The sequence below is a fragment of the Xanthomonas sp. 4461 genome (genome assembly GCF_024806475.1).
In the GTDB taxonomy this organism is placed as follows: Bacteria; Pseudomonadota; Gammaproteobacteria; order Xanthomonadales; family Xanthomonadaceae; genus Xanthomonas; species Xanthomonas arboricola_F.
The window spans coordinates 1,626,283-1,649,104 of sequence record NZ_JANTYV010000001.1 but is presented as its reverse complement, the minus strand read 5'-3'; the positions used below and the strand labels follow the sequence as shown (position 1 = coordinate 1,649,104).

Genomic DNA, 22,822 nt, shown 5'->3' with positions numbered 1-22,822 from the left:
GCGGCAGCCATCACCGGCCAGGGAGAAGTCCGCGTCATCGTGCGGATGGCGCGGACATCACACACGTGCTACAGCGTGACAGCGCCGCCGGAGATCGTCAGCAGCGTGCCCGAGGTGTAGCTGGCGGTGTCGGCCGCCAGCATGACGTAGGCAGAGGCCAATTCCACCGGTTGGCCAGGGCGCCCCATCGGTGTTTGCGCTCCGAAGTTCTCCACCGATTCTTCGTCCATGCCCGAGGGAATGAAGGGCGTCCAGATCGGGCCGGGAAGCACCGCGTTGACGCGAATGTTCTTCTCGGCCAGTACGCCGGCCAACCCGATGGTGAGATTGGCCAGGGCACCCTTGGTGGCCGCATAAGGCAGGATATTGGGCGTCGGCTTCTTCGATTGCACCGATGCGGTGTTGATGATGGAGCCACCATCGGTCATCAGCGGTGCAGACAGCCGCACCAGATTGAAGACGGCATGTACGTTGGTGTCGAACGTCTTGCGCCACTCGTCCAGCGTGATGTCTTCGAAGCGTTCGAAATACTTCTGATAGCCGGCGTTGTTGACCAGGATATCCAGGCCGCCGAACGTACTGTTGACCGTTTCGATCAACGCTGCGGCCTGGCTTGGGTCGCTGATGTCGCATCCGACCAGCAGCGCCTTGACCCCGGCTTTTTCGATCAGCGCACCGATCTTGGCCGCGTCTTCCTGCTCATCCGGCAGAAAGGCGATCGCCACATCGGCACCTTCGCGTGCATAGGCGATCGCAACGGCCGCGCCGATGCCGCTGTCGCCACCAGTGATCAGTGCGCGCTTGCCTTTCAATTGCCCGTGGCCGACATAGCTGTCTTCGCCGTGGTCCGGGCGCGGGTCCATCTTTTCGGTGCGACCGGGGAAGCCCTGCTGCTGCGGCTTGAAGGGCGGGCGCGGGTAATTGGGTACGGGCATGGTCGTCTCCTGACGTTGGATTGGCGGACGTACAAAGCGCGAGTGCCGCGCTGAAACCCAGTGTGGGCGCGCGTGCGTAAACATCCAGGCTAGGCGATGTCGGCAGCGCGTGTTCCGGCAGCCGACCCATCGCTGGCTCAGCCGCCTGCTCGGTGAGCGTGTTGCGTTGATCGGCACGCGCGTCATTGCGAACTTCATGTGCTTCTGCGCGATCGATTCGACACCCAGCGTAGCGTCGCGATGCCTTGCATGTTCCTGCGTCGTCACCGGCGGTCGTTGTGACTACTTGCGCTGACCTTGTTCTGTATGGGCCGTCAGATCCATGCCGGGCTCCACGCGCACAACGCGCAGCTGCGCGAGCAGGGACGCCGACGCTGCAGCTGGCTAGCTGCACAGCCGGCGACCGGTGGATGAGGGCTGGTGGCAGGCGCGGTGCGCGATGCTGACACTTCACGCAATCACGCGTCTTCCTTCACCCCGCTGCAATACGCATCTGCCTAGCGTGACCTCATCCTTCGACGCAGGAGATGCACATGGGTAGCGAAGCGAAAAAGCCGTGGGGACCCGATTCCGATCAGAGCAAGCCGTTTACACCGCAGGAAAGACGCAACGAAGATGCGCACGGGAAGGCGCACGACATGCCTGACGAGGACCGCGACGTCAACCAGGCCGACCCGGAACGCGATTACGAACGTCCGGATGGGTCGGAAAAGCGCTGAGATCCACAAGTCATCGATATGGCAACGCCCGTAGCTGCGCGCGTCATGCGTTGTGCTCTGCCGCGTTGCGAGCCCGTGCCTGCACACCATGCGGCGCAGTGTTGGGTTTGGGTTAGGCTCAATGGTGATGGTGGTAGCCCACATCCGCGGCGATCTTGCCGCGGAACACGCGATACGACCACACCGTATACCCTAGCACCAGCGGCAACAGCACGACCAGGCCGACCAGCGGGAAGATCTGCGACGAAGGTGGCGCGGCCGCCTGCCAGATGGTGTAGCTCGGCGGTACCAGGTAGGGCCACATGCCCAGCACCAATCCGGCAAAACCCAACACGAAGATCGCCAGCGTCAACAGAAATGGCGAGGCATCGCTGCGTGAACTGTCGCTGCTGCGCCACAACGCCAGTGCTACTGCCGCGGTCACTACCGGAATGGGCGACAACCACCAGAAGTTGCCATCGGCGAACCAGCGCGCCATCACGTGCGAACTCAGGAACGGCAGCCACGCGCTGACCAGCACCAGGAAGGTCACCACCACACCCACCAGCGGCCTGGTCAGCTGACGCGCCAGGGTGTGCGTGCGCCCCTCGGTCTTGAGGATCAACCAGGTGCTGCCGAGCAGTGCATAGCCGAACACCAGGGCTGCACCGGTGAGCATGGTAAACGGGCTGAACCAGCCGAACACCCCGCCCACGTAGCGCCCATTCTCCAGTGCCATGCCTTCCACCAGCGCGCCCAGGATGGTGCCCTGCGCGAATGCGGTGAGGATCGAGCCTGCGATGAACGACAGCGTCCACAGCCGCCGCGAGCGTTGCGCCTTGAAGCGGAACTCGAAGGCCACGCCGCGGAAGACCAAGGCCATCACCATCAGCAGTACCGGCAGATACAGCCCCGACAGGATCACCGCGTACGCAGTCGGAAACGCCGCAAACAGCCCTGCGCCACCGAGTACCAGCCAGGTTTCGTTGCCGTCCCAGATCGGCGCTGCGGTGTTCATCATCAGGTCCACTTCCTGTTCGTCGCGTGCGAACGGCGCGAGCATGCCCAGTCCCAGGACAAAGCCATCCAGCACCACGTACATCAGCACGCCAAAGCCGATGACGCCAAACCACACCACCGGCAGCCAGTGGCTCAGTTCCATGGTGTGTTCTCCTGTTCCAGTGCGGTGTCTGCGGCCGACAACGGGCGTGCAGGAGTGTGTTCGCCGCCGGCCACATCCGGGCCGTCGCGGCTGGTGTGCGGGCCGGCGCGGACCAGTTTGGTGAGGTAGAAAATGCCGAAGCCAAACACGAATGCGTAGCCCACCACGTACACCAGCAACGACACTGCCACGGTCACGGCCGACTGCGGGCCCATCGCGTCGGCGGTGCGCAGCAGCCCATACACCACCCACGGCTGTCGCCCGATCTCGGTGACGAACCACCCGGCGACCAAGGCGATGAACCCGGCCGGCAGCATCAGGTTCCAGGCCAGGATCAGCGCTTTCGAATGCAGCCGGCCGCGCCACCATGCAATGGCGGATATCCACGACAGCGCCAGCATCGCCATGCCCAGGCCGACCATGATGCGGAACGCAAAGAACACCGGGGCCACCGGCGGACGCTGATCGCGCGGCACCGAGGTCAGCGGAGTGATCTCGCCGTCGGTGCTGTGGGTCAGGATCAGGCTGCCCAGCCGCGGGATCGCCACTTCATAGTCATTGCGCTCGGCCTCGGCATTGGGCAGCGCAAACACCACCAGCGGCACGCCGGTACCGGCGTGCTCGCTGCGCCAGTGCGCTTCCATCGCCGCCACCTTGAGCGGCTGATGTTCAAGCGTGTTGAGGCCATGCTGATCGCCAACCAGGACCTGGATGGGCAGCACGATGGCCGCAAAGGCTACCGACAGCCGCAACATGCGCGCAGCGTCGGGAAGATGCACGCCCTTGCGCAGGTAGTACGCCGCCACGCCGCCCACCACGAAGCAGGTGGTGATGAACGAGCCCAGCGCCATGTGTGCCAGACGATAGGGGAACGACGGATTGAAGATGATCTGCGTCCAGCTCACCGGATGCACGATGCCGTTGACCATCGCATAGCCCTGCGGCGTATGCAGCCAACTGTTGGACGACAGGATCCAGAACGTGGACACCAGCGTACCAATGGCCACCATGCAGGTCGCAAAGAAGTGCAGCCTCTCCGATACGCGGCCCCAGCCGAACAGCATCACGCCAAGGAAGCTCGCCTCCAGAAAGAATGCGGTGAGCACTTCGTAACTCAGCAGCGGCCCGATCACCCCGCCGGCGATGCGGCTGAGCTCCGGCCAGTTGGCGCCGAACTGGAAGGCCATCACGATGCCGCTGACCACCCCCATGCCGAAGGACACGGCAAAGATGCGCAACCAGAAAAAATACAGCCGCTTCCATCCCTCATCGTGCGTACGCAGCCAACGCCATTCCAGAAAGCCCAGCAGATTCGCCAGGCCAATGGTGAAGGCGGGGAACAGCACGTGAAAGGAAATGACGAAGGCGAACTGGATGCGGGACAGCAGCAGCGCTTCCACAGCAATCTCCCTGGTGCCGAACGCGCGAGGATGCGTCTACGGCGGCACTGGCGTGGCGATGGGAATGACGATCGTGGGGTGATCGTAGGGTGATCTTAGGATCGAGGCGAATGTGCGAGTACGGGGAGGCGAGAAACCTCAGGTTTTCGCTTAACGCTTCACGATGATGTCAGCCGCAAGCGTGGGCGCATGCGGCAGCAGGACTCAGCTAGACGGGTCGCAGCGCCGCTGCGGCAGCCTCGCGTTGTTGCGTCCGGCATCCGCGCCTGCGCCCGGACACCCGTCTCGGCGCGCTGGTTACGCGCTGCGCAGGTGTCGCAGGCAGCGTGGCGCCAGCCAGTCGGCAAGGGCCGCATTGGTCGAACCCGGCGTCAGGCACAGCGCCTCGCGCACTGCCTTGATCGCTTGTGGTTCGGTCAGATCCGGCTGCGCGTTGTAGGCCTCGCAGACCGCGCGCACCGTGCCTTCGGGGATACCATCGAAGGGGTGATAGCCGAGCTGGCCACGCCGGTGCTGGTCCCGCCAATACGTCAACTCACCTTGCACATCGGCGCTGCGATGTACCGAAACTGCATGCATGAGACACCTCGCGCGGCTAAGTCGGGAGAGCAATGTTTGCGCGTCGAAAGTAGGTTGCTGTGAGGATGACCTGCACGCCTTCTCCACACGGCAGGCCTCGGGTCATGGATAATGCCTCAGGCCGCTCCAGTCACTTGTCGAGTGGTCTGATGCATCACTGGGCATCGGCTCTCGCCGGTGCAGGACACTCCGGCTGCGGCGCAACAGCACAAGCGAACTGATCCATTGCGTGGGGCCCGACGACGCGCATCAAGAATGCGCGGCAACAGTGTCTACAAACCTTGCACTGTTTGGCGTTTCGGCATGCCCGGCACGGCGACCGACCCCGACCATGACGCTTGGCACTGGCAAATTCCGGGCCAGCCGTGCGTACTGCGCGCATGACACGGCGAGCTCGACTTGGGGGAAGGGCGCCGTTGGCTCACGATGGTCGTGACTGCAGCGTGCAATCTCGTGGTGATGCGCAGGCGCGTTTTCGCGCCGCCGTCACAATTATCAACTGAACATGTACTAGTCATTGCGGACAGAAGCGCTCATGGACCGTCTTTCCTGCGCCATCATCGACGACGACGTGGAGTTCTGCGATCAGGTGGTTGAACTGGCCACCGATAGCGGCTTCCGTGCCAAGGGCATCCACACCCTTGGCGAAGCCAGCCGTTGGCTGGACAGCAACTTCCCGGACCTGCTGGTCGTGGATGTCGGACTGCCCGACGGCAGCGGTTTCGATCTGATCGAACGCTTGGACCCGGATCACACCCCGCAGATCGTGGTGGTGTCGGGCGACTATGCCCATGAAACCCAGGGCCGTGCGCAGCAGTTCGGCGTCAGCGAGTTCCTGACCAAGCCATTTGCGCCGGAGCGGCTGGAGCGTGTGCTCGGCGGCCTGCGCGAAGCGCAGCAGGGCAACCTGGGCATCATCGGCAACAGCGACAGCATCGTGATGCTGCGCAAGGACATCGTGCGCGTGGCGCCGACCGATCTGAACGTGCTGGTGACCGGCGAAACCGGCACCGGCAAGGATCTGGTCGCACGCGCCATCCACCGGGTGTCCGGCCGTCGCGGTCGCTTCGTGTCGGTCAACTGCGGCGCAATTCCGGAAGAGTTGCTGGCCAGCCAGCTGTTCGGCCACGAACGCGGCAGCTTCACCGGCGCCGATCGTCGGCACGCCGGGTTTCTGGAACAGGCCGCCGACGGCACGCTGTTTCTGGATGAGATCGGCGAGATGCCCAAGCGGCTGCAGGTCTATCTGCTGCGGGCGATCGAGTCGCGCAGTTTCATGCGCGTCGGCGGCAACGAAGAGATTCCGCTGGATGCGCGCGTCGTCGCCGCCACGCATCAGCACGTGCAGCGCGAGCATGCCGTGCTGCGCGAGGATTTGTTCTACCGCCTCAACGAGTATCCGATCCAGGTACCGGCGCTGCGCGAACGCCGCGGCGATGCGCGGGTGCTGGGGCTGCGCGTGATCGACGAGCTCAACGTCAAGTACGGAAAACGCAAGCTGCCGACCAAGTCGCTGCTGCGCTATCTGGCGTATCACACCTGGCCCGGGAATGTGCGCGAGCTGCGCTCGTTCATCCACTACCTGTATCTGCGCTCGGACGGCGACTTGCTGACCGCGCCGGATGTGGAGCAGACCGTGCCGCAGGCCGCTGAAGACGGCTTGCTGATCCCGGCCGGCTGGACCATGCGGCAGGCCGAGGACGCCATGATCGAATCGGCCCTGGCCCGGACGCGCTTCAACAAGAAGGCGGCGGCACGCGAGTTGGGGATCAGCGTGCGCACACTGCACAACCGACTGAGCGACAAGGACGCGTAGTGAACGATGCTGCATCGCAGGGGCGGCAGCGCGAGCTGCTGCATCAGCTGCGCAACCGTCTCAACGTGATGGGCTTTGCGCTGTATGCCTTGCGTGGCGACACCTCCAAGCCAATGGAGACGCTGCGCACGGCGCATCAGTCGGCGACCGCCCTGCTCAATCAGTTGGGCGAGCAGGAGCGTGCGCAGGAGCAGGCACGTCAGGCCCCGGACGATGCGCCGCCGCAGGACAGCGTGGATCGATAACGCCGGAAGCCGGAAGCCGGAAGCCGGAAGCAGGATGCCGGAACCGGATCCCGTTGTCGGTGCAGCGGACAGCCTCCGTTGTCGCGCCGGTGGCCAACCGAAGATGGGCGCCGTGGCGCCCACCCGATTCAGCGCTGGATGTCGCCGGTCGTCGAACCGGCACCCGGACCCGCGCCCAGATCCGCACCGGTGACGCGGTCCAACTCTGGATTGGACATCAGCCGTTGCGACATGGCCGCCACTGCCCTGGCCTGGGTTGCATCCAGCTCCACCGAGGCGGTGCCGTCGCCGCCATCCACGCAAGCCTGTTCGTCGCGGTCGGCCACCATCTCCCACTGCTCGCCGGAATTCCATGGGCCGACCATGTCGCCTTCGCCTTGGGACATGTTGTAGTAGATATCGGTGAAACGCGGATCGCCCGGCAGCTTGCCCGGTGGGAAGTTCGGCTCGATCGCATACAGCGCCTTTTCGAACGACTTCTGATGCGCCACTTCGCGTGTCATCAGAAAGCGCAAGGCATCGACAATGCCGGGGTCGCTGGTGACGGTGATCAGGCGCTCGTAGACCAGCTTGGCACGCGCCTCGGCGGCGATGTTGGAGCGCATGTCGGCGGTCGGACAGCCGATCGAATCCACATACGCAGCCGTCCACGGCGTGCCGGCCGAGTTCACCAGCGCCGGCCCGCCGCCATACAGGATCTGCTGGGTATGGCTGGTACTGTTCTGGGTCATGCTGCGCATGTCCATGGCCTCTTCCATGCCCTCGGACAGCACCGCTTTCGGTCCCTGATTGAGCATGGCGATGATCGAACCGATGATCTCCAGATGGCTGAGTTCTTCGGTGGCGATATCGAACAACAGGTCCTTGCGGCCAGGATCGCTTTCGCCCAACGCTTGGGTGAAGTAGCGCATCGCGGCGGCAAGCTCGCCTTGCGGGCCGCCGAACTGCTCGAGCATCAGCGTGGCCAGCTCCGGATTCGGCGCGGCGACGCGGACGGTGTACATCAAACGCTTGTTATGCATGAACATGAAGTATTCCTTGGCTGGCGCCCTGCGACTACGCCGCCTTTGCGGGCGTGCAGACATGAGGCGTTGGCTTAAAAAAAGGCCCGCATGGCTGCGGGCCTGGGCTGGGCGGTACATCCTTCGCAGTGGATCAGGCGGCCTTGCTGGCCTTGGCAGCCTTCTGGTTGCCGCCTTGCTCTGCCAGCAGGGTCAGTTTTTCATCGGTGGCTTTTTCTTCTTCAAGTGTTGCCAGCAGCAGCGGCAGCGCATCGGCGTAGCCGAGTTGCCTGGCCATCGCCGCGATAGTGCCGTAAGAGGCGATTTCGTAATGCTCCACCTTCTGCGCCCCGCCGATCAGCGCGGCATCGCGGACCGGGCCGGCTTCGATTTCTTCGATGACCTCGCGGCTTTCCTCGACCAGGCCTTCCATTGCCGCGCACTTGATGCGCTTGAGTTTGATGCCCAGCACATCGACCACCTGGTCGATGCGTTCGATCTGGCCCAGGGTTTCTTCCAGATGGGTTTCGAAGGCGCTTTTCAATTTTGGTTCGGTCGCCGCACGTGCCAGGCGCGGCAGCGACTTGGTCAGCTGCTTTTCGGCGCTGTAGATATCCGACAGCTCGTGGATGAAGAGTTCTTCGACAGTCTTGATCGGCATGGGTGGTTCCTGGTGTTGGTCAGAGGTTTGAAACGTGGCGATCACCGCTGGGCGGTGACGCGTTCTGGTTGTTCGCGTTCGATACAACGCGAGCACGATTGCTTCCTGGCGCGCGATCTCCCGGTGGGATGGCGAGCTGGCGTCAGGCCGTTACCGCGTGATCGCCAAGCTAGTCCTGCGAGTGTTAGCGCTATCGGTGGGTAGGGTGATCCCGGTGCGAGAACGACCTGTGCCATAAGGCCCTGCGTACACGCATCGCTCACGCGAGCGCCAGTCCGCGCGCACTGCGCCGGCTGGCAGTGGTTGCTGCGTGGGGGAGGGCGCCGCGTTCGCCTATGCCGGGTCGCGCGGATGCGCAGCGGCGTTACCAGGGATCCGGTCTTGCCGAGATACCGATGGCCGCGCGCGGGCAGCACACCGCGGTGGCAGGCATGTGGGCACGGTGTGTGCATGCGGTGCAGACCGATGCGCTACAACGCAGTTCGTACGCCCGCATGAGAGGTCATATGACGCCGCTGGATAAACCGTTACGTCGCGAACTGCAGATCGGCGACCAGGCCTATACGTTGATCATCGATCCCGACGGCCTGAAGCTGGTGGAGAAAGGCAAGCGCAAGGGCGTGAGCCTGCGGTGGGACGCGCTGGTCAACGGCGATGCCGCATTGGCCGTTGCCTTGAACGCCTCACTCGGCGATGGGTGAGCGTCTGGGGGGCGCAACGCATGGCGCTGCGACAACCCGCCTTGCTCAGGTGGTCGGAAACAACTGCGCCAGCGTGCGCACTGCCGCTTCCGATGCCGCACGATCGGGCGCGGCATCGGCGTTGTTGAAGTCGTTGCTGCCCTGCGCCTGCACCAGCAAGCCATCGCGACGCGGCACCACATTGAGATTGTGGCCGCGCCAGACCAGCCCGTAGGTCACCTCCGGCTGCGGGATCAGACGTGCGGTCTGGCCGCGCACCGGAATCACGCTGTCGTCGCCAAGGAGCGCACGCGCACCGTAGCCGGTGGCATTGACCACGATTTTCTCGCGCAGGTCGGCGAACTGACGTGGGTGGTCGAAGCTGCGTGTGTGGAGTTCGCCGCCGGCCTGCAGAAAATCCTGCAGCAAGAGCCGCGAATACGCGCTGATGTTGAAAGTCAGTTGGCCGTAGCGACGCACGAACGGCACCGGGAATGGATGGCTGCCGGCGGCCAGTGCTTGCGAGCGCGGGCCAAGGTCACGCAGTAGCGTGCGCTCCAGTGGCGGGTAGTCCGGCTCGTGCGCTTCTGCCGAGGCGACCGCCTGATCGAACGGCACATCCGACAGCGCGTAGCCATCGCGCCACTCGATCGGCTCGCCGGGCAAGCCAAGCAGGGTCTGATACCGGCGAAAGGAGATCCGCGCCATTTCTTCCCAGCGCGTCTTGAAGTCGGCGCTGGCGTGATCGCTGGTGCAGACGCGCGAGTCCGGCGACCACACGCCGGTGGCATAGAACGAGCGCACGTCCGGCAGCCGCTCGCGCGCATAGATGCGTACGCGCAGGCCGGCACGCTGGGCAGCCACCGCCGTGGTCAGCCCGATTGCGCCACAGCCGATCACCGCCAGCTCGCGCACGGTGGCATCGGCCGCGCGCACCAGTCGCAATGCGTGTTCCGCTGCGCCCCACGACAACGACCAGCCGCTGCCGCCGTGCCCGTAGTTGTGCACCACCGTCTTGCGCCCGATGCGTTCTGCCTCGATGCGCGGGCCTTGCGCACGGAACGGCCGGGTGCAGCCATCGATGGCGATGATGCGATCGACCGCTGCGCGGATCGGCGCCAGTGCAGGCGCGGTGGCGAACGGCAGCGGCAGCGCGTCGGACGCCGGCAACGCAGTGGACGGCGCGATGGCAGCCTTGCCAGTGGCAGCCCAACTGCCGGTCGAAGCGGCCGCAAGCGCAAGGCCTGCGCTGTGCAGAAAATGACGGCGGTGCATGCGACTCCTACGAGGTGATGTGGAGGTGGGGCGACCCGTTGCGATGGGAGCGGCGCCGGCGTCCCGCGGCAACACGGCGGTGCCGGCCGAGGCTAACGCATCGCCGCTGGCAGCACAGCGTGCTCGGCCGCATGGCGCACGGCCACCAGGCAAGCGTCCGGTTGCCTGGCTCTGGCGAGCATACCGCGCAGGTCCCGCCCTGCCGACCGGCCAGGTCGGGTTTCGTCCTGCGATCCCGGCATTTGAGGTGGCGCTGGGGGCCATTCGTCGCCAGGGGCTTTCGCAGTGGCGTGCGGCGGCTATGCTCGCTCCCGTCCCATCTCCGACGAGTTGCCGCCTGTGTCTGCCAGCGTCTTTCTGATCGTGCGTATCGTGTTCGCCTGGGCCGCCGCGTTGGTGGTGGCCAGCATCATGTGGGCGCAGCTGTTCGACTCGGTCGGTGCGTTCTTCAGCCTGATCAGCATCGTGCTGCTGGCGCTGGCCTTGATGAGTGCAATCACGCATGTACGGCGGGTTAGGTTGATCGCCGGGCGGCTGGATCACGCCACCTTGTCCACCCGCCAGCGTCGGCAGATCGAGGTGCCGCTGGAGGTGCAAGCCAGCTTTGCGGTGGTGGAAGAGGCGGTGCGCGCATTGCCGCGCGTACAGGACATCGAAAGTGCGCCCGGCAGCCTGCTGATCCGCGCCAAGATCCGCCGCATCGATCCGTATGCAGGCCGCAAGCCCTCGCGCTGGAATCTGTTTGCGCGCTTTGCCATCACCCACAACCAGGTGCTGGTGACGATTGCGCCGGGGCAGGGCACCAGCAGCGTCACCGTGTTGTGCGAGCCCGATGCCGGCGCCTGGGTGGACCTGTTTGCGGTGGACGAAGGCAGCAACTTCGAAAACGCCGAGGCGATCAATCGCGCGGTGGTGCGCCGGGTCGGCGAGCAACGTCGCGACGAGCAGGCCGCCGCCGAGCAATCGGTGATGGAGAAGGAGCTGGCCGTGGCGCGCTTGAACCTGCTGCATGCGCAGGTCGAACCGCACTTTCTCTACAACACGCTGGCCAGCGCCCAGGTACTGGCGCGCACCGACCCGCCGCGCGCCGACATCATGATCGGGCACTTGATCCAGTACCTTCGCCGCTCGCTGCCCAGCGCGGACGATGCCACCTCCACCTTGGGCGAAGAACTCGAACGTACCCAGGCCTATCTGGAAATCCTGCGCATCCGCATGGGCGCGCGGTTGGCATTGCAGGTCGAAGTGCCCTACGAACTGCGCAGCCTGCAGCTGCCGTCGATGATGTTGCAGACGCTGGTGGAAAACGCCATCAAACATGGGCTCGAACCCAAGCCCGGTGGTGGCACGGTGTGGATCCTGGCGCGCCGCCTGGACGAGCGCCAGGCCACGCTGACCGTGGCCGACGACGGCCAGGGCTTCAACACCCACAGCCATGGCACCGGCATCGGCCTGAAGAACCTGCGCGAGCGGCTGCAGTTGATCTACGCCGGCGCCGGCAGCTTTGCCATCGTGTCCAATTTCCCCAGCGGCGTGGCTGCCACGATCACGCTGCCCTTGCCGGCGCAACCGGACGGGCCGCGCCCGCCGCCGCTGCCCGCCGCCGCCGCCACGGCCGTGCAGGTGCAGGCATGAGCGCGCTGCGTGCGGTGATTGCCGAGGACGAAGCGTTGCTGCGGCAGTCCTTGCTCGCGCTGCTGGCCGAGGTGTGTCCGCAGCTGCAAGTGGTGGGCGAATGCGAAGACGGCGCCAGCGCGCTGGACACCATCGCCACCCAGCAACCGGATGTGGTGTTTCTGGATATCCGCATGCCCGGCCTCACCGGCATCGAGGTGGCACGTGCGATGCGCGAGGTCAGCCCGCGCACGCAGGTGGTCTTCGTCACCGCCTACGATCAGTACGCCATCGATGCGTTCGAACACGGTGCGGTGGATTACCTGCTCAAGCCCATCAACCGCGACCGCCTGCAGGCCACCTGGCAACGCGTGCAGCAACGCGCCGCCGCCGGTCAGCCGGACAGCGGCCTGCTGGAAACGCTCCTGCAGCGCCTGTCCGCACGCCCGGCAGCGCCCGGTGCCGCGCCGCCACTGGCCTGGCTCACCGCCAGCAGCGGCCGCGAGACGCGCCTGATCGCAGTGGATGAGGTGGCGTATTTCCAGGCTGATCAGAAATACACCACGGTGATGACGGCCGCCGGCGAGGCGATCCTGCGCACGCCGCTGCGCGAGTTGCTCGACGTGCTGGACCCGCAGGTGTTCAAGCAGATCCATCGCTCCACCATCGTCAACATGAAGGCGGTCGCCTCGGTGGTGCGCGAGGACACCGGCAAGGGCCGGCTGGCACTGCGCGGGCGCAGCGAAACGCTCACCGTCAGCCAGCCGTTCATGACCTTGTTCCGCGGCATGTAATCCCCCTGATCTCCCCCATCCCGCATCGACACGAAAGGACTGCCTCCATGCGCCTGATCGCCTCCCTGGTCTACTGCCTGCTCGCCCTGGCCGGCTGCCACGAACGCAACGGCACCACCTCGATCACCCGCGCCACCAGCGATGGCCGCGACCTGCTCTTCAGCAAGACCCAGGTCACCGATGCCGAGACCAATGTGCATTGCCTGGCCAGCAGCAGCGGCCAGTGCCATTACCTGATCTATGAAGAACGCTGCCCGGCTGCCAGCGCCAGCGGCGGCACGCCGGCGCCGGTGTGTGCGCGCAAGACCTTGGACAGCTTCGCGCTGCTGCCCGGCCAGGTCCGTGCGCTGCACGGCCTTCCGGCGGCGGCGCACACCTGCGTGGGCCGCGATGCGCCCACTGCCCGGTGCCAGGGTTAGTCCATGCCCGCTGTCGTCGCGGGATCGCGGCGGCCGGAAGATCTGCGGCAGCCGCACCGAGAGGCGCGTCGCCGCCCGGTAGCGTCGCGCTCAGACTGAATACGCACTGACGGCAAGCGGTCGCTTCTGCGATCATTGCCGGCTTGTTGCCGGTTCACGGCGCCCTCACTGCCAGGCTCTCATGTCCGAACATTCGTTGCGCCGCGACGTCGGCCCCTTTGCGCTCATGCTCACCGGGCTGGGCTCGATCATTGGCTCCGGCTGGCTGTTCGGCGCCTGGCGCGCGGCCGGGCTGGCCGGTCCGGGTGCGATCTGGGCCTGGATCCTGGGCGCGGCGATCATCACCACCATCGCGCTGTCCTATGCCGAGCTGGGCGCCATGTTCCCCGAATCCGGCGGCATGGTGCGCTACAGCCACTACTCGCACGGCTCGCTGGTGGGCTTCATCGCCGGCTGGGCGAACTGGATCGCGATCGTCTCGGTCATCCCGGTCGAAGCCGAGGCCTCGGTGCAGTACATGGCGTCCTGGCCATGGGCCTGGGCGCAGGGCCTGTATGTGCAGGCACCCGGGGGGGCGGGGGAATTGTCGGTGCCCGGCCTGCTGATCTCGGCGGTGCTGGTGCTGGTGTATTTCTTCCTCAATTTCTGGAGCGTCAAGCTGTTTGCGCGCTCCAATACGCTGATCACCGTGTTCAAGCTGGTGGTGCCGGCGGCGACCGGCGTGGCCTTGATCGCCAGCGGTTTCCACAGCGAGAACTTCAGCGTCGGCATCCATGGCGATGCGCACGTGATCGACCTGGCCGCGGTGCTCACCGCGGTGGCCACTGCCGGCATCGTCTTCAGCTTCAACGGCTTCCAGAGCCCGGTGAACCTGGCCGGCGAGGCGCGCAACCCGGGCCGCAGCATTCCGTTCGCGGTGTTGGGTTCGATCGCGCTGGCCACGGTGGTCTACGTGATCCTGCAGGTGGCCTACATCGGCGCGGTGCCGCCGGATCTGCTGGCCAAGGCTGGCTGGCACGGCATCGATTTCCGTTCGCCGTTCGCCGAGCTGGCCATCATCGTCAACCTGCACTGGCTGGCGATGCTGCTGTACATCGATGCCTTCGTCAGCCCCAGCGGCACCGGCATCACCTATACCGCGACCACCGCACGCATGGTCTACGGCATGGAAAAGAACGGCACCATGCCGGCCGTGCTGGGCAAGCTGCACCCGGTCTGGGGCGTGCCGCGCATGGCGATGTTCTTCAACCTGGCGGTGTCGTTCGTGTTCCTGTTCTTCTTCCGCGGCTGGGGCACGCTGGCGGCGGTGATCTCGGTGGCGACGATCATTTCCTACCTCACCGGCCCGATCAGCGCGATGGCGCTGCGTCGCCACGCACCGGAGCTGCATCGCCCGCTGCGCATCGCCGCGCTGCCGGTGCTGGCCGGGGTGGCCTTCGTGATGGCCACCGAGCTGCTGTACTGGGCGCGCTGGCCGCTGACCGGCGAGATCATCCTGCTGATGGTCGTGGCGCTGCCGGTGTACTGCTACTACCAGGCCAAGCAGGGCTGGCCGGACCTGCGCCGCAACTTGAAGGGCGCGGCCTGGATGATCTGCTACCTGCCGGTGATCGCGCTGCTGTCCTGGGCCGGCAGCAGCGATTTCGGCGGCCATGGCTACCTGAGCTACGGCACCGACCTGGCGGTGGTCGCTGCAGTCGGCGCGGTGTTCTACATCTGGGGCGTGCGCAGCGGCTGGCGTACCCCGTCGGTGGAACAGGCGGTTGCGCGGGCCTGAGTGGGGCTGCGCAGCTGGCTTAAACCGCAATGCCGAATCCGCGCAAGATCGTTCTGCATTCACTGCACGACGAACGGCCAGGGCTGGCCGCCCTGGTCGCCGACTGGATCGCGGAAGGGGTCACCTACGTCGGTGTGGTCGGCGTCGATGCCGAGCGCATCGAGGACCTGATCGATGACCTGTACGTAGGAGATGGCTCGGCACCGTACTTCATGCTTACAGCGGCGCATGGTCCCGACGAGTCTCTGGAGGATGCGGTGTTCCTGGCGGAGCTTCTGTCCGATGAGTTTGCAGGCCCTGTCCGTGTGATTGCGTTCTAGTCGCTCGAACACGCTGGCGCCACCGCGTCATTTGATTCCTGCCTAAACGGCTCACGCAAGGCGATGACACAGCGACGCGACGGACCCAGCGTGCGTCCGGATCAGGGTGAGGTGTCGGTGTTGAAATGCACAACGGCCGATGGAACTCCATCGGCCGTTTGCATTCGAAGCGGGCATCCTGGTGGGTGATCCGTGTCCACGGCTTCAGGAATTGGCCACCAGCCGTGGCGCGCCATCGAAACGGTCCAGATCGCGCAGCAGTTCGGTGTAGCGGCGCAAGCGGCCCATCTCGCGCATGTTGACGATGTCCTCGTGGCGCAGCTCGCGCCTGGAGGTCACTTCCTGCTTGTAGCGCAGCACTTCCGGGTAGCGGCGCGTCATGTCCAGCGCGTCGGCAACGCACTCGACCGAGTCGGCATCCGGGGTCACCCGCGCGCGGCTGTTGAAGGCGCGCAACCACCGCTCGAAACCGGCGCTGTGGTCGAACAGGTCGGCGATGTACCACATGACGAACAGGATCGACGCCCACGAGGTGAAGATGATCACCACCCGGCTGAAAGTCAGGTGATAGTCGTTTTGCCACAGCTGGTGGGTGATCACGCCCAGCAGTACCAGGGAAATGGCCTGCCAGCCGATGATCGAGGCGATCACCCACTGTTTCTTGGCCACCTTGAGCAGGTCGAGTTCTTCGTCGAGCTGGGTGTCGGTCTTGTCGCGCCAGTAGACGACCTGTTCGTCGAAGGAGCGCCGATGGAGTGCGTTGTCCTGCAATAGCAGGCCTAAACCCTGGAACAAAGCGATCATGACAAGCTCCTGACGGATGGCTGGTACGAACGACTTGCTGCACCGGCGGTGGCCGGGGCCCTTGGAGCGACCGACGCGCCGTGCAATGCATGGCCGATATCGGACGGCTCTAGTTCTAGCACTTTCGCCGTGCATGGCAATGCCTGAGACGAACCTGTCGCCGCGCAAAGTTGCGCAACCGTGCACAAAACGCTGAATTCAGCTGGTTTGGGCGCGATGGCGCCAGATTGCGCGTGCGTCGGGTGGCCAGTCTTGCTGCGCTGCACACCTGGGAGTGCGGTGGTCACGTGCACGACCGACTTGGGTGGCGATGGGTTGGACCTTGGCGTCAGTGCGGATGAGATCGGCCAGCGAAGCGCCGGCGCCACCGCCGTGCCATTCGTGTGTTGGCATCCTTTCGCTTCAGCTCCTCCGCGCTGGCGATTGTTCAGCGCCCTGCTGGCGCTTCGATCGCATAGACGCGCCGGCCGGCCCGACTGCGAGAAACGCGGTGGCCTGCCTGCGCGGATCGGCGGATGAAGCGCCTGCGCCAACCGCAGCTGCGCTGACATGGTCGTACAGGCGCACCCGTATCATCGCCGCATGTCTGCCGTCCTGCGTACCCTCACTGCCCCCGCCGCCGAACAGATCCGCCGCTGGGTGCTGGGCGCGTTTCCGCGTGGCCAGAGCACCATCGAATACGATCGGCCGCTGGGCGACCCCGGGATCTTCGGGCCCGACAGCGTCACCTGGCGCGTGCACTCCGAATTCCCCGGCATGCTGTCCGGCGGTTTGTGCGCCTTGATGCTGCAACTGCTGCACCCGCGCGCGCTGGCCGGGGTCTACGACCATTCCAACTTCCGCGCCGACCTGGTCGGCCGGCTGCGGCGCACGACCAACTTCGTGGCCGGCACGACCTACGCGCCGCAGGCCGAAGCCGAGCAGCTGATCGCGCGCGTGCGGCGCATTCACGCGCATATCCGTGGTCACACCGCCGACGGCGTGCCTTACGAAGCCAACGATCCGGCGCTGCTGACCTGGGTGCATGTGACCGAAGCCTACGGCTTTCTGCAGGGCTGCCGGCGCTATTGCCGCAATGTGCCTGGCGCGATCGCCGACCGCTATTACGACGAAGCGCGACGCGTGGCCGAAGCGCTGGGCGCCGCCGACGTGCCCGCCAGCGAAGCCGCGGTGGACGCGTATTTTGCGTCGCTGCGTGGCGAGTTGCGCATGGACGTACGCTCGCGTGAAGTGCTCGATGTTCTCACCGGCATCGAGCTGCCTGTGCCTGCGGCAGGGCTGTCGCGCGGTGTCTTCCTCGGCGCCGGCACTGCATTGCTGCCGGGCTGGGCCAGCGACATGCTGGGTCGCAGCACCACCCAGCGCGTGCAGGCACGGGCATCGGCCCGGCTGCTGCGCAGCTTGTCGCCGTTGTTCCGCACCGCATTGCGCGACGGGCTATCGGCCCGTGCCTGCAGGCGCATGCAGTTGCCACCGGCGATGTTGCTGCAGTGGCCTGGGGAGCGATGAGTGGGGGTGCCTGCCTGGTGTGCAGGGCGGTGATGTAGCGCGCGGAATAGTGCGCGATGTGGCCGTACCCTCACCCCAAGCCCTCTCACGGCTGGAGAGGGGCCAGCCCGCTGCGTGCGTCGAGACCCTCGCCAAATCCTGCTCTCAAGCCCCTCTCCCGGCGCGAGAGGTGGGGTGAGGGTACGGTAGAGAAAGTACTCCAGCCCATGGATCCCGCTGTGCGTCACACGCGCCAGCCATCACTGCCAGGCACCAGCTACCAGATCCGCACCCGCTGCTCCGGCGGCAGATACAACTGCTCGCCCTGCTGCACATTGAACGCCGGATACCAGGCATCGAGATTGCGCACGGTCTGTGCGCGGAAGCGTCCGGGTGCGTGCACGTCGGTGAGCACGGCGTTGCGTAGCGCGACGTCGCGGTACTTGCCGCGCCAGGCCTGCGCAAACCCCAGGAAGAAGCGCTGGTCCGGGCTGAAACCATCGATGGTCTGCGGTTGCTTGCCCTGCAGCGACAGCTGGTAGGCGTCGTACGCGGTGGCCAGGCCGGCAACGTCGGCGATGTTCTCGCCCAGCGTCAGCTTGCCGTTGACGCTCAGATCGTCGAACGGCTTGTACGCACTGAACTGCGCTGCGAGCGCATTGCCGGCAGCCTCGAATTTCTTCAGGTCCTGTGGCGTCCACCAATTGTGCAGCTCGCCGTGTTCGTCGAACAGCGCGCCCATGTTGTCGAAGCTGTGGCTGATTTCGTGCCCCATCACCGCGCCGATCGCGCCGTAGTTCACCGCATCGTCGGCAGCCGGGTCGAAGAACGGCGGTTGCAGGATCGCGGCGGGAAAGATCAGGCGATTTTCCAACGGCACATTCAGCGCATTGACCTCCTGCGGCAACATGTACCACTCGCGATGATCGACCGGCTTGCCCAGCTTGGCGATGTTGCGGCGATACTCGAACAGGCCGGCGCGTTCCACGTTGCCCAGCGGATCGTCGCGACGCACGTCGAGCGCGCTGTAGTCGCGCCAGCTGTCCGGGTAGCCCACCGCCACTGTCAATCCGGCGATCTTGGCCTTGGCATGCCGTTTGGTCTCCGGGGTCATCCACTCCAGCGCGTCGATGCGCTTGCCGAATGCGGTGATCAGATTCTTGACCATCTCTTCGGCGCGGGCCTTGGTCTGCGCGCTGACATATTTCTGCACATAGCGCTTGCCCACCGCTTCGCCCAAGGCGGCGTTGGTCGCGTCGATTCCGCGCTTCCAGCGCTGGCGTTGCTGCGGTGTACCTTCCAGCGTAGTGCCGTAGAACGCAAACCGCTCATCGGCAAACGCCTTGGACAGATACGGCGATGCACGATCCAGCGCGCGGAAGCGCAGATAGTCCTTCCAGGTCTGAAGCGGTTCGGATTTCACCAGCGCCGACAGCCCGCGTACGGCCTGCGGCTGCCATACGATGAAGTCCTGCTGCGCCCTCAGGCCGGCGGAGTCGAAGAACAGCGCCCACTCCAGGCCCGGCGCATTACGTGCGAAATCGGCCTGTTTCCAGGCATTTGCACCCGCCTGCACATTGTTGGTCTGCTCGGGCGTGGCGTGTACGCGCGCGATGGCCACTTCCAGGGCAAGGATGCGCTCGGCCTTGGCCTGGGCATCGTCGATGCCGGCCAGGTCCAGCACCTTGACGATGTGGGCGCGGTAGGCCTCGCGCAGCTGCGCCATGCGCCCGCCGTCCAGGTAGAAGCTGCGCTCGGGCATGCCCAGGCCGCCTTGCACCAGGTACGGCGCGTAGCGGTCGGGGTTGTGCAGATCCTGCGACACCCACAGGCCGAACAGACGGTCGGTGTAGAAATTCGTCGAGTTGAGCAAGTCCACATCGGCGCGTAGCTGCCCGCCCAGGGTGCGTGCCAGCGCCTGCTTGTCTTCCAGCTGCGCAATGGCGTCGAGCTCCGGCTGCACCGGCCGCACGCCCTTGGTCTCGATACTGGCTTCGTCCATGTAGGCGGCGTAATAGTCGCCGATCTGCTTGTCTTCTCCGGTGACGCGGTCGTTGGCCGCAGCGCCTTCGATGATGTCGCGGCTGTGGCGCTCGGTGTCGATGGCGATGCTGACGAAGCTGTTGAAGCTGGAGCGATCGTCGGGAATCTGCGTGGTCTTGACCCAGTTGCCGCTGGCATAACTGAAGAAGTCCTCGCCCGGCGCCACGCTGCGATCCATGCCCGCCATATCGAAGCCGAAATCACCCAGCTTGGGCGTGCTGGGGGCGGGGGGGGTGCGCGTGTCGGCCGCCGGCGCCACGCCATCGCGGTGACAGGCTGCGGTGGTCAATGCCGCGGCAGCCATGGCAGCGATCAGGACAGGGCGGTGCAAGGAAGCCATGCGGCGCAACTCGGAAACCAGGAACAAGGACCGCAGTGTAAGTGGCATGTGCAGCCACGTCCCGGTTTGAGGGCAGGTGTCGCCGCCTCCTGGCGCGCTGCGGACACGCTCGGTTCAGCGCCGTCGCTGATACCAGAAGCCCAGCGCATCGCGGGTCTGCAGCATGCGGCGCCCGCGCCACACAAATCGCAGCAGCAGGCCCAGGTGCTCGCGCTTGGAAAAACTGCGCAGCTTGCGGTCGGAGGTGTGGACGGTCTGGCGCAGGATCACGAAGCGCCCGCAGCGTGCCAGCGCGCGGCTCAAGGCGACGTCTTCGCCAGCGTAGTACTGCGTATCGAAGCCGCCTGCACTGACGAAGGCCACGCGCGTGCAGAACAGAAAGCACCCTGGCGCGATGCCGGCGGCGCGGAAAAACCAGCCGAATGCGGCCTGCGCTGCACGTTCGAACCACATCCGCTCGCCCTGCAGATGTACTTGCGCACCACCTCCCACCGCGCCGGCATCCAGCGCGGCCAGTGCGGCGCCGACGACCTGCGGGTTGATCAGGGTGTCGGCATCCAGAAACAGCAGGCGCTCGCCGCGCGCGGCTTGCGCGCCGGCGTTGCGGGTGGCGGCGATATGCCGCAGCTGTACTTCCAGTACCTGTGCGCCGTTGTCGCGCGCAATGCGTGCGGTGGCGTCCTCGCAGGCATCGGCCACCACGATCGCTTCGTAGTCCAGCTGCAGTGCCTGCGCACAGGCGTGCAGGCACTGCAGCGTTTGGCCGATCAGCGCAGCCTCGTCATGGGCGGGAATCACGAAAGACAGCATGGGAGCGTGGTGTGGGCACGGGATGAGCGATGGTGCGCCGAGTGTGCAAGCAGCCGTGATGCGGGGGCGTGAGTGCATGCAGCCGGCACGCTCACGCCGTGCTCGGCCGGAGGCGCCTGTCGGGGCGATACACGCATGTCTGCCGCTCCAAATCTTCGGGGGCATCATTATGCAAGCATGCTTTCGCTAGCCAGCGCGTGGCCGCAGCGTGCGCTGCGGCCACGCGGTCACCGCTCAGCGGTTGAGCGCGCCCATCATGGCTTCGGGGTAACGCGTGCCGGCCACGGCCTGCGCCGGGAAGATCGCATCGATGCGCGCCAGTTCATCGGGCATCAACGCCACATCCAGTGCGCCGATGTTCTCGTCCAGGTAGGCCTGACGCTTGGTGCCGGGAATCGGGATCAGGTCCTGGCCCTGCGCCAGCACCCACGCCAGCGCCAGCTGCCCGGGCGTGATGCCCTTGTCGGAGGCGATTGCCTTGACCTGCGCCACCAGCTGCAGGTTGCGGGTGAAGTTGTCGCCCTGAAAACGCGGCGAATGCCTGCGGTAGTCGTCGGCCTCGAAGTCGTCGGGCGATGAGAACGCGCCGGTGAGGAAGCCGCGGCCCAGCGGCGAATAAGGCACGAAGCCGATGCCGAGCTCGCGCACGGTGGCGAACACGCCGTTGTCTTCCGGCTCGCGCGACCACAGCGAGTATTCGGTCTGCACCGCGGTGATCGGGTGCACGGCATGCGCACGGCGGATGGTGGTTGCGGCCGCTTCCGACAACCCGAGAAAGCGCACCTTGCCCTGTTCGACCAGACGTGCCATCGCACCGACGGTGTCTTCGATCGGCACGTTGGGATCCACGCGATGCTGGTAGTACAGATCGATGTGCTCCACGCCAAGACGGCGCAGGCTGGCGTCACAGGCGGACTGCACGTAGGCCGGGCTGCCGTCGATGCCGCGCACCGACGGGTCGTTGGGGTCGAGCTTGATGCCGAACTTGGTAGCCAGAAACACTTCGTGCCGGCGCGATGCGATCGCCTTGCCCACCAGTACTTCATTGGTATGCGGGCCATACATGTCGGCGGTGTCGAGCAGGCTGATGCCGCGGTCGAGCGCGCGATGGATCACCGCAATCGAGGTCGCCTCATCGCGACGATCGCCATAGAACGCGCTCATGCCCATGCAGCCAAGGCCGAGGGCGGAAACGGTGGGGCCGGAACGGCCAAGCGTGCGGGTTTGCATGGTGGGGGCTCCGTGCAGCGAAGTAGGCGGGGAGAATGGCGTGGCGCGCGTTAGCGTGATGTGGCCCATGCCATCACGCACCACCCGCGCAGATCGGCACGCCAAGGCTGCCGATCTGCGCGGGTTGGGGTGCGCTTCGATCAGGCCTTGAGCTTGCTGGCGAACTCGGCCACGCGCTTGCCGAGCAGCCTGGCGGTTTCAAGATCGCCACTGCGCGGGGCTTCTTCCGGCGATGCGTCCGACGGCGAGATCGCCAGCGCGCCGCCCCAGCCGGCGGTCCAGTTGACGTCCTGCGGCCCGTGCGCCTTGGTATTGGACGGCGGCAGACCGGTGCCGATCCAGACCTGCCCGTGCTGCTGCGACAAGGTCCAGAAATACTGGATGGTGGCGTATTTGTCGCCATTCACCGACGCGGAATTGGTAAAGCCGGCGGCGACCTTGTCCTTCCATGCCTGCGCAAACCACGGCTTGGAGCTGGCATCGGCAAACTTCTTGAACTGCCAGGCCGGCCCGCCCATGTAGGTGGGGCTGCCGTAGATGATCGCGTCGGCGGCGCCGATCGCCTCCCAGGCGTCGTCGGGCAGGTTGCCGTCCTGGTCGATGCGGTACAGCGTGGCCTCGCCGACACTGGCGGCCCCTGCATGCACGGCTTCGGCCTGCTTGACGGTGTGGCCGTAGCCGCTGAAATACACGATGGCGATCTTGCTCATGGACGCTCCTGCTGAAGGGGG

Annotated in this window: 22 protein-coding genes; 10 read left to right on the top strand and 12 right to left on the bottom strand. The window is 65.6% G+C overall.

What is annotated here, in order from left to right:
• Positions 1-68: 68 nt before the first annotated feature.
• Positions 69-935: an SDR family oxidoreductase gene (locus FHY19_RS07075; RefSeq protein WP_259156773.1), complete on the bottom strand. Its 867-nt coding sequence runs from the start codon at positions 933-935 to the stop codon at positions 69-71.
• Positions 936-1,468: 533 nt separating this feature from the next.
• Between FHY19_RS07075 and FHY19_RS07070 the strand changes: the two genes are divergently transcribed.
• Positions 1,469-1,654, top strand: a complete 186-nt coding sequence (locus FHY19_RS07070) for a hypothetical protein (RefSeq protein ID WP_259156772.1) — start codon at positions 1,469-1,471, stop codon at positions 1,652-1,654.
• Between the two features lie 118 nt (positions 1,655-1,772).
• Here FHY19_RS07070 and cydB read toward each other — a convergent pair whose 3' ends face one another.
• The 3 genes from cydB to FHY19_RS07055 all read right to left on the bottom strand — a co-directional run bounded on the left by cydB (position 1,773) and on the right by FHY19_RS07055 (position 4,774).
• Positions 1,773-2,795: a cytochrome d ubiquinol oxidase subunit II gene (gene cydB / locus FHY19_RS07065; RefSeq protein WP_259156771.1), complete on the bottom strand. Its 1,023-nt coding sequence runs from the start codon at positions 2,793-2,795 to the stop codon at positions 1,773-1,775.
• A complete protein-coding gene (locus FHY19_RS07060; RefSeq protein WP_259163221.1) occupies positions 2,786-4,195 on the bottom strand; it encodes a cytochrome ubiquinol oxidase subunit I in 1,410 nt (469 codons plus the stop codon). The genes cydB and FHY19_RS07060 overlap by 10 nt, the downstream gene beginning before the upstream one ends.
• Before the next feature lie 297 nt (positions 4,196-4,492).
• Entirely contained in the window at positions 4,493-4,774 is a 282-nt protein-coding gene (locus tag FHY19_RS07055) for a hypothetical protein (protein WP_259156769.1), read from the bottom strand.
• 535 nt (positions 4,775-5,309) lie between these two features.
• Between FHY19_RS07055 and FHY19_RS07050 the strand changes: the two genes are divergently transcribed.
• Positions 5,310-6,590 (top strand): sigma-54 dependent transcriptional regulator, encoded by a 1,281-nt coding sequence (locus FHY19_RS07050; RefSeq protein ID WP_259156768.1) that lies wholly within the window; start codon positions 5,310-5,312, stop codon positions 6,588-6,590.
• The gene (locus FHY19_RS07045; protein ID WP_259163217.1) at positions 6,590-6,835 is read left to right on the top strand and encodes a hypothetical protein; all 246 of its coding nucleotides are present in this window, start codon (positions 6,590-6,592) and stop codon (positions 6,833-6,835) included. The genes FHY19_RS07050 and FHY19_RS07045 overlap by 1 nt, the downstream gene beginning before the upstream one ends.
• Before the next feature lie 128 nt (positions 6,836-6,963).
• On the opposite strand, the gene FHY19_RS07040 is transcribed toward FHY19_RS07045, so the two are convergent.
• Positions 6,964-7,863, bottom strand: coding sequence for a manganese catalase family protein (locus FHY19_RS07040; RefSeq protein WP_259156763.1), 900 nt, complete (start codon positions 7,861-7,863; stop codon positions 6,964-6,966).
• Positions 7,864-7,990: 127 nt separating this feature from the next.
• Positions 7,991-8,497 (bottom strand): ferritin-like domain-containing protein, encoded by a 507-nt coding sequence (locus tag FHY19_RS07035; RefSeq protein WP_259156760.1) that lies wholly within the window; start codon positions 8,495-8,497, stop codon positions 7,991-7,993.
• A 506-nt stretch (positions 8,498-9,003) separates the two neighbouring features.
• Between FHY19_RS07035 and FHY19_RS07030 the strand changes: the two genes are divergently transcribed.
• Positions 9,004-9,198, top strand: coding sequence for a hypothetical protein (locus tag FHY19_RS07030; protein WP_259163216.1), 195 nt, complete (start codon positions 9,004-9,006; stop codon positions 9,196-9,198).
• Positions 9,199-9,243: 45 nt separating this feature from the next.
• Here the strand turns inward: FHY19_RS07030 and FHY19_RS07025 are convergent, their stop codons facing one another.
• Complete coding sequence (locus tag FHY19_RS07025; RefSeq protein WP_259156758.1) at positions 9,244-10,452, bottom strand: FAD-dependent oxidoreductase; 1,209 nt, start codon at positions 10,450-10,452, stop codon at positions 9,244-9,246.
• A 339-nt stretch (positions 10,453-10,791) separates the two neighbouring features.
• Between FHY19_RS07025 and FHY19_RS07020 the strand changes: the two genes are divergently transcribed.
• The 5 genes from FHY19_RS07020 to FHY19_RS07000 all read left to right on the top strand — a co-directional run bounded on the left by FHY19_RS07020 (position 10,792) and on the right by FHY19_RS07000 (position 15,376).
• Positions 10,792-12,087: a histidine kinase gene (locus FHY19_RS07020; protein WP_259163214.1), complete on the top strand. Its 1,296-nt coding sequence runs from the start codon at positions 10,792-10,794 to the stop codon at positions 12,085-12,087.
• Entirely contained in the window at positions 12,084-12,860 is a 777-nt protein-coding gene (locus FHY19_RS07015; RefSeq protein ID WP_259156754.1) for a LytTR family DNA-binding domain-containing protein, read from the top strand. The genes FHY19_RS07020 and FHY19_RS07015 overlap by 4 nt, the downstream gene beginning before the upstream one ends.
• Positions 12,861-12,907: 47 nt before the next feature.
• The gene (locus tag FHY19_RS07010) at positions 12,908-13,279 is read left to right on the top strand and encodes a hypothetical protein (protein ID WP_259156753.1); all 372 of its coding nucleotides are present in this window, start codon (positions 12,908-12,910) and stop codon (positions 13,277-13,279) included.
• Positions 13,280-13,460: 181 nt separating this feature from the next.
• Complete coding sequence (locus FHY19_RS07005) at positions 13,461-15,056, top strand: APC family permease (protein WP_259156752.1); 1,596 nt, start codon at positions 13,461-13,463, stop codon at positions 15,054-15,056.
• A gap of 29 nt (positions 15,057-15,085) precedes the next feature.
• Positions 15,086-15,376 (top strand): hypothetical protein, encoded by a 291-nt coding sequence (locus tag FHY19_RS07000; protein ID WP_259163207.1) that lies wholly within the window; start codon positions 15,086-15,088, stop codon positions 15,374-15,376.
• A 204-nt stretch (positions 15,377-15,580) separates the two neighbouring features.
• Here FHY19_RS07000 and FHY19_RS06995 read toward each other — a convergent pair whose 3' ends face one another.
• Positions 15,581-16,180 (bottom strand): hypothetical protein, encoded by a 600-nt coding sequence (locus tag FHY19_RS06995; RefSeq protein ID WP_259156750.1) that lies wholly within the window; start codon positions 16,178-16,180, stop codon positions 15,581-15,583.
• A gap of 582 nt (positions 16,181-16,762) precedes the next feature.
• Between FHY19_RS06995 and FHY19_RS06990 the strand changes: the two genes are divergently transcribed.
• Complete coding sequence (locus tag FHY19_RS06990; RefSeq protein ID WP_259163205.1) at positions 16,763-17,689, top strand: oxygenase MpaB family protein; 927 nt, start codon at positions 16,763-16,765, stop codon at positions 17,687-17,689.
• A 256-nt stretch (positions 17,690-17,945) separates the two neighbouring features.
• On the opposite strand, the gene FHY19_RS06985 is transcribed toward FHY19_RS06990, so the two are convergent.
• The 4 genes from FHY19_RS06985 to FHY19_RS06970 form a co-directional block, all read right to left on the bottom strand.
• On the bottom strand, positions 17,946-20,015 hold the full coding sequence (locus tag FHY19_RS06985; RefSeq protein ID WP_259164092.1) for a M13 family metallopeptidase: 2,070 nt from the start codon (positions 20,013-20,015) through the stop codon (positions 17,946-17,948).
• Positions 20,016-20,165: 150 nt separating this feature from the next.
• The gene (locus FHY19_RS06980; RefSeq protein WP_259163197.1) at positions 20,166-20,861 is read right to left on the bottom strand and encodes a glycosyltransferase; all 696 of its coding nucleotides are present in this window, start codon (positions 20,859-20,861) and stop codon (positions 20,166-20,168) included.
• Between the two features lie 234 nt (positions 20,862-21,095).
• Complete coding sequence (locus FHY19_RS06975) at positions 21,096-22,091, bottom strand: aldo/keto reductase (RefSeq protein WP_259163193.1); 996 nt, start codon at positions 22,089-22,091, stop codon at positions 21,096-21,098.
• Positions 22,092-22,231: 140 nt separating this feature from the next.
• Complete coding sequence (locus tag FHY19_RS06970) at positions 22,232-22,801, bottom strand: flavodoxin family protein (protein ID WP_259156742.1); 570 nt, start codon at positions 22,799-22,801, stop codon at positions 22,232-22,234.
• Positions 22,802-22,822 lie beyond the last annotated feature (21 nt).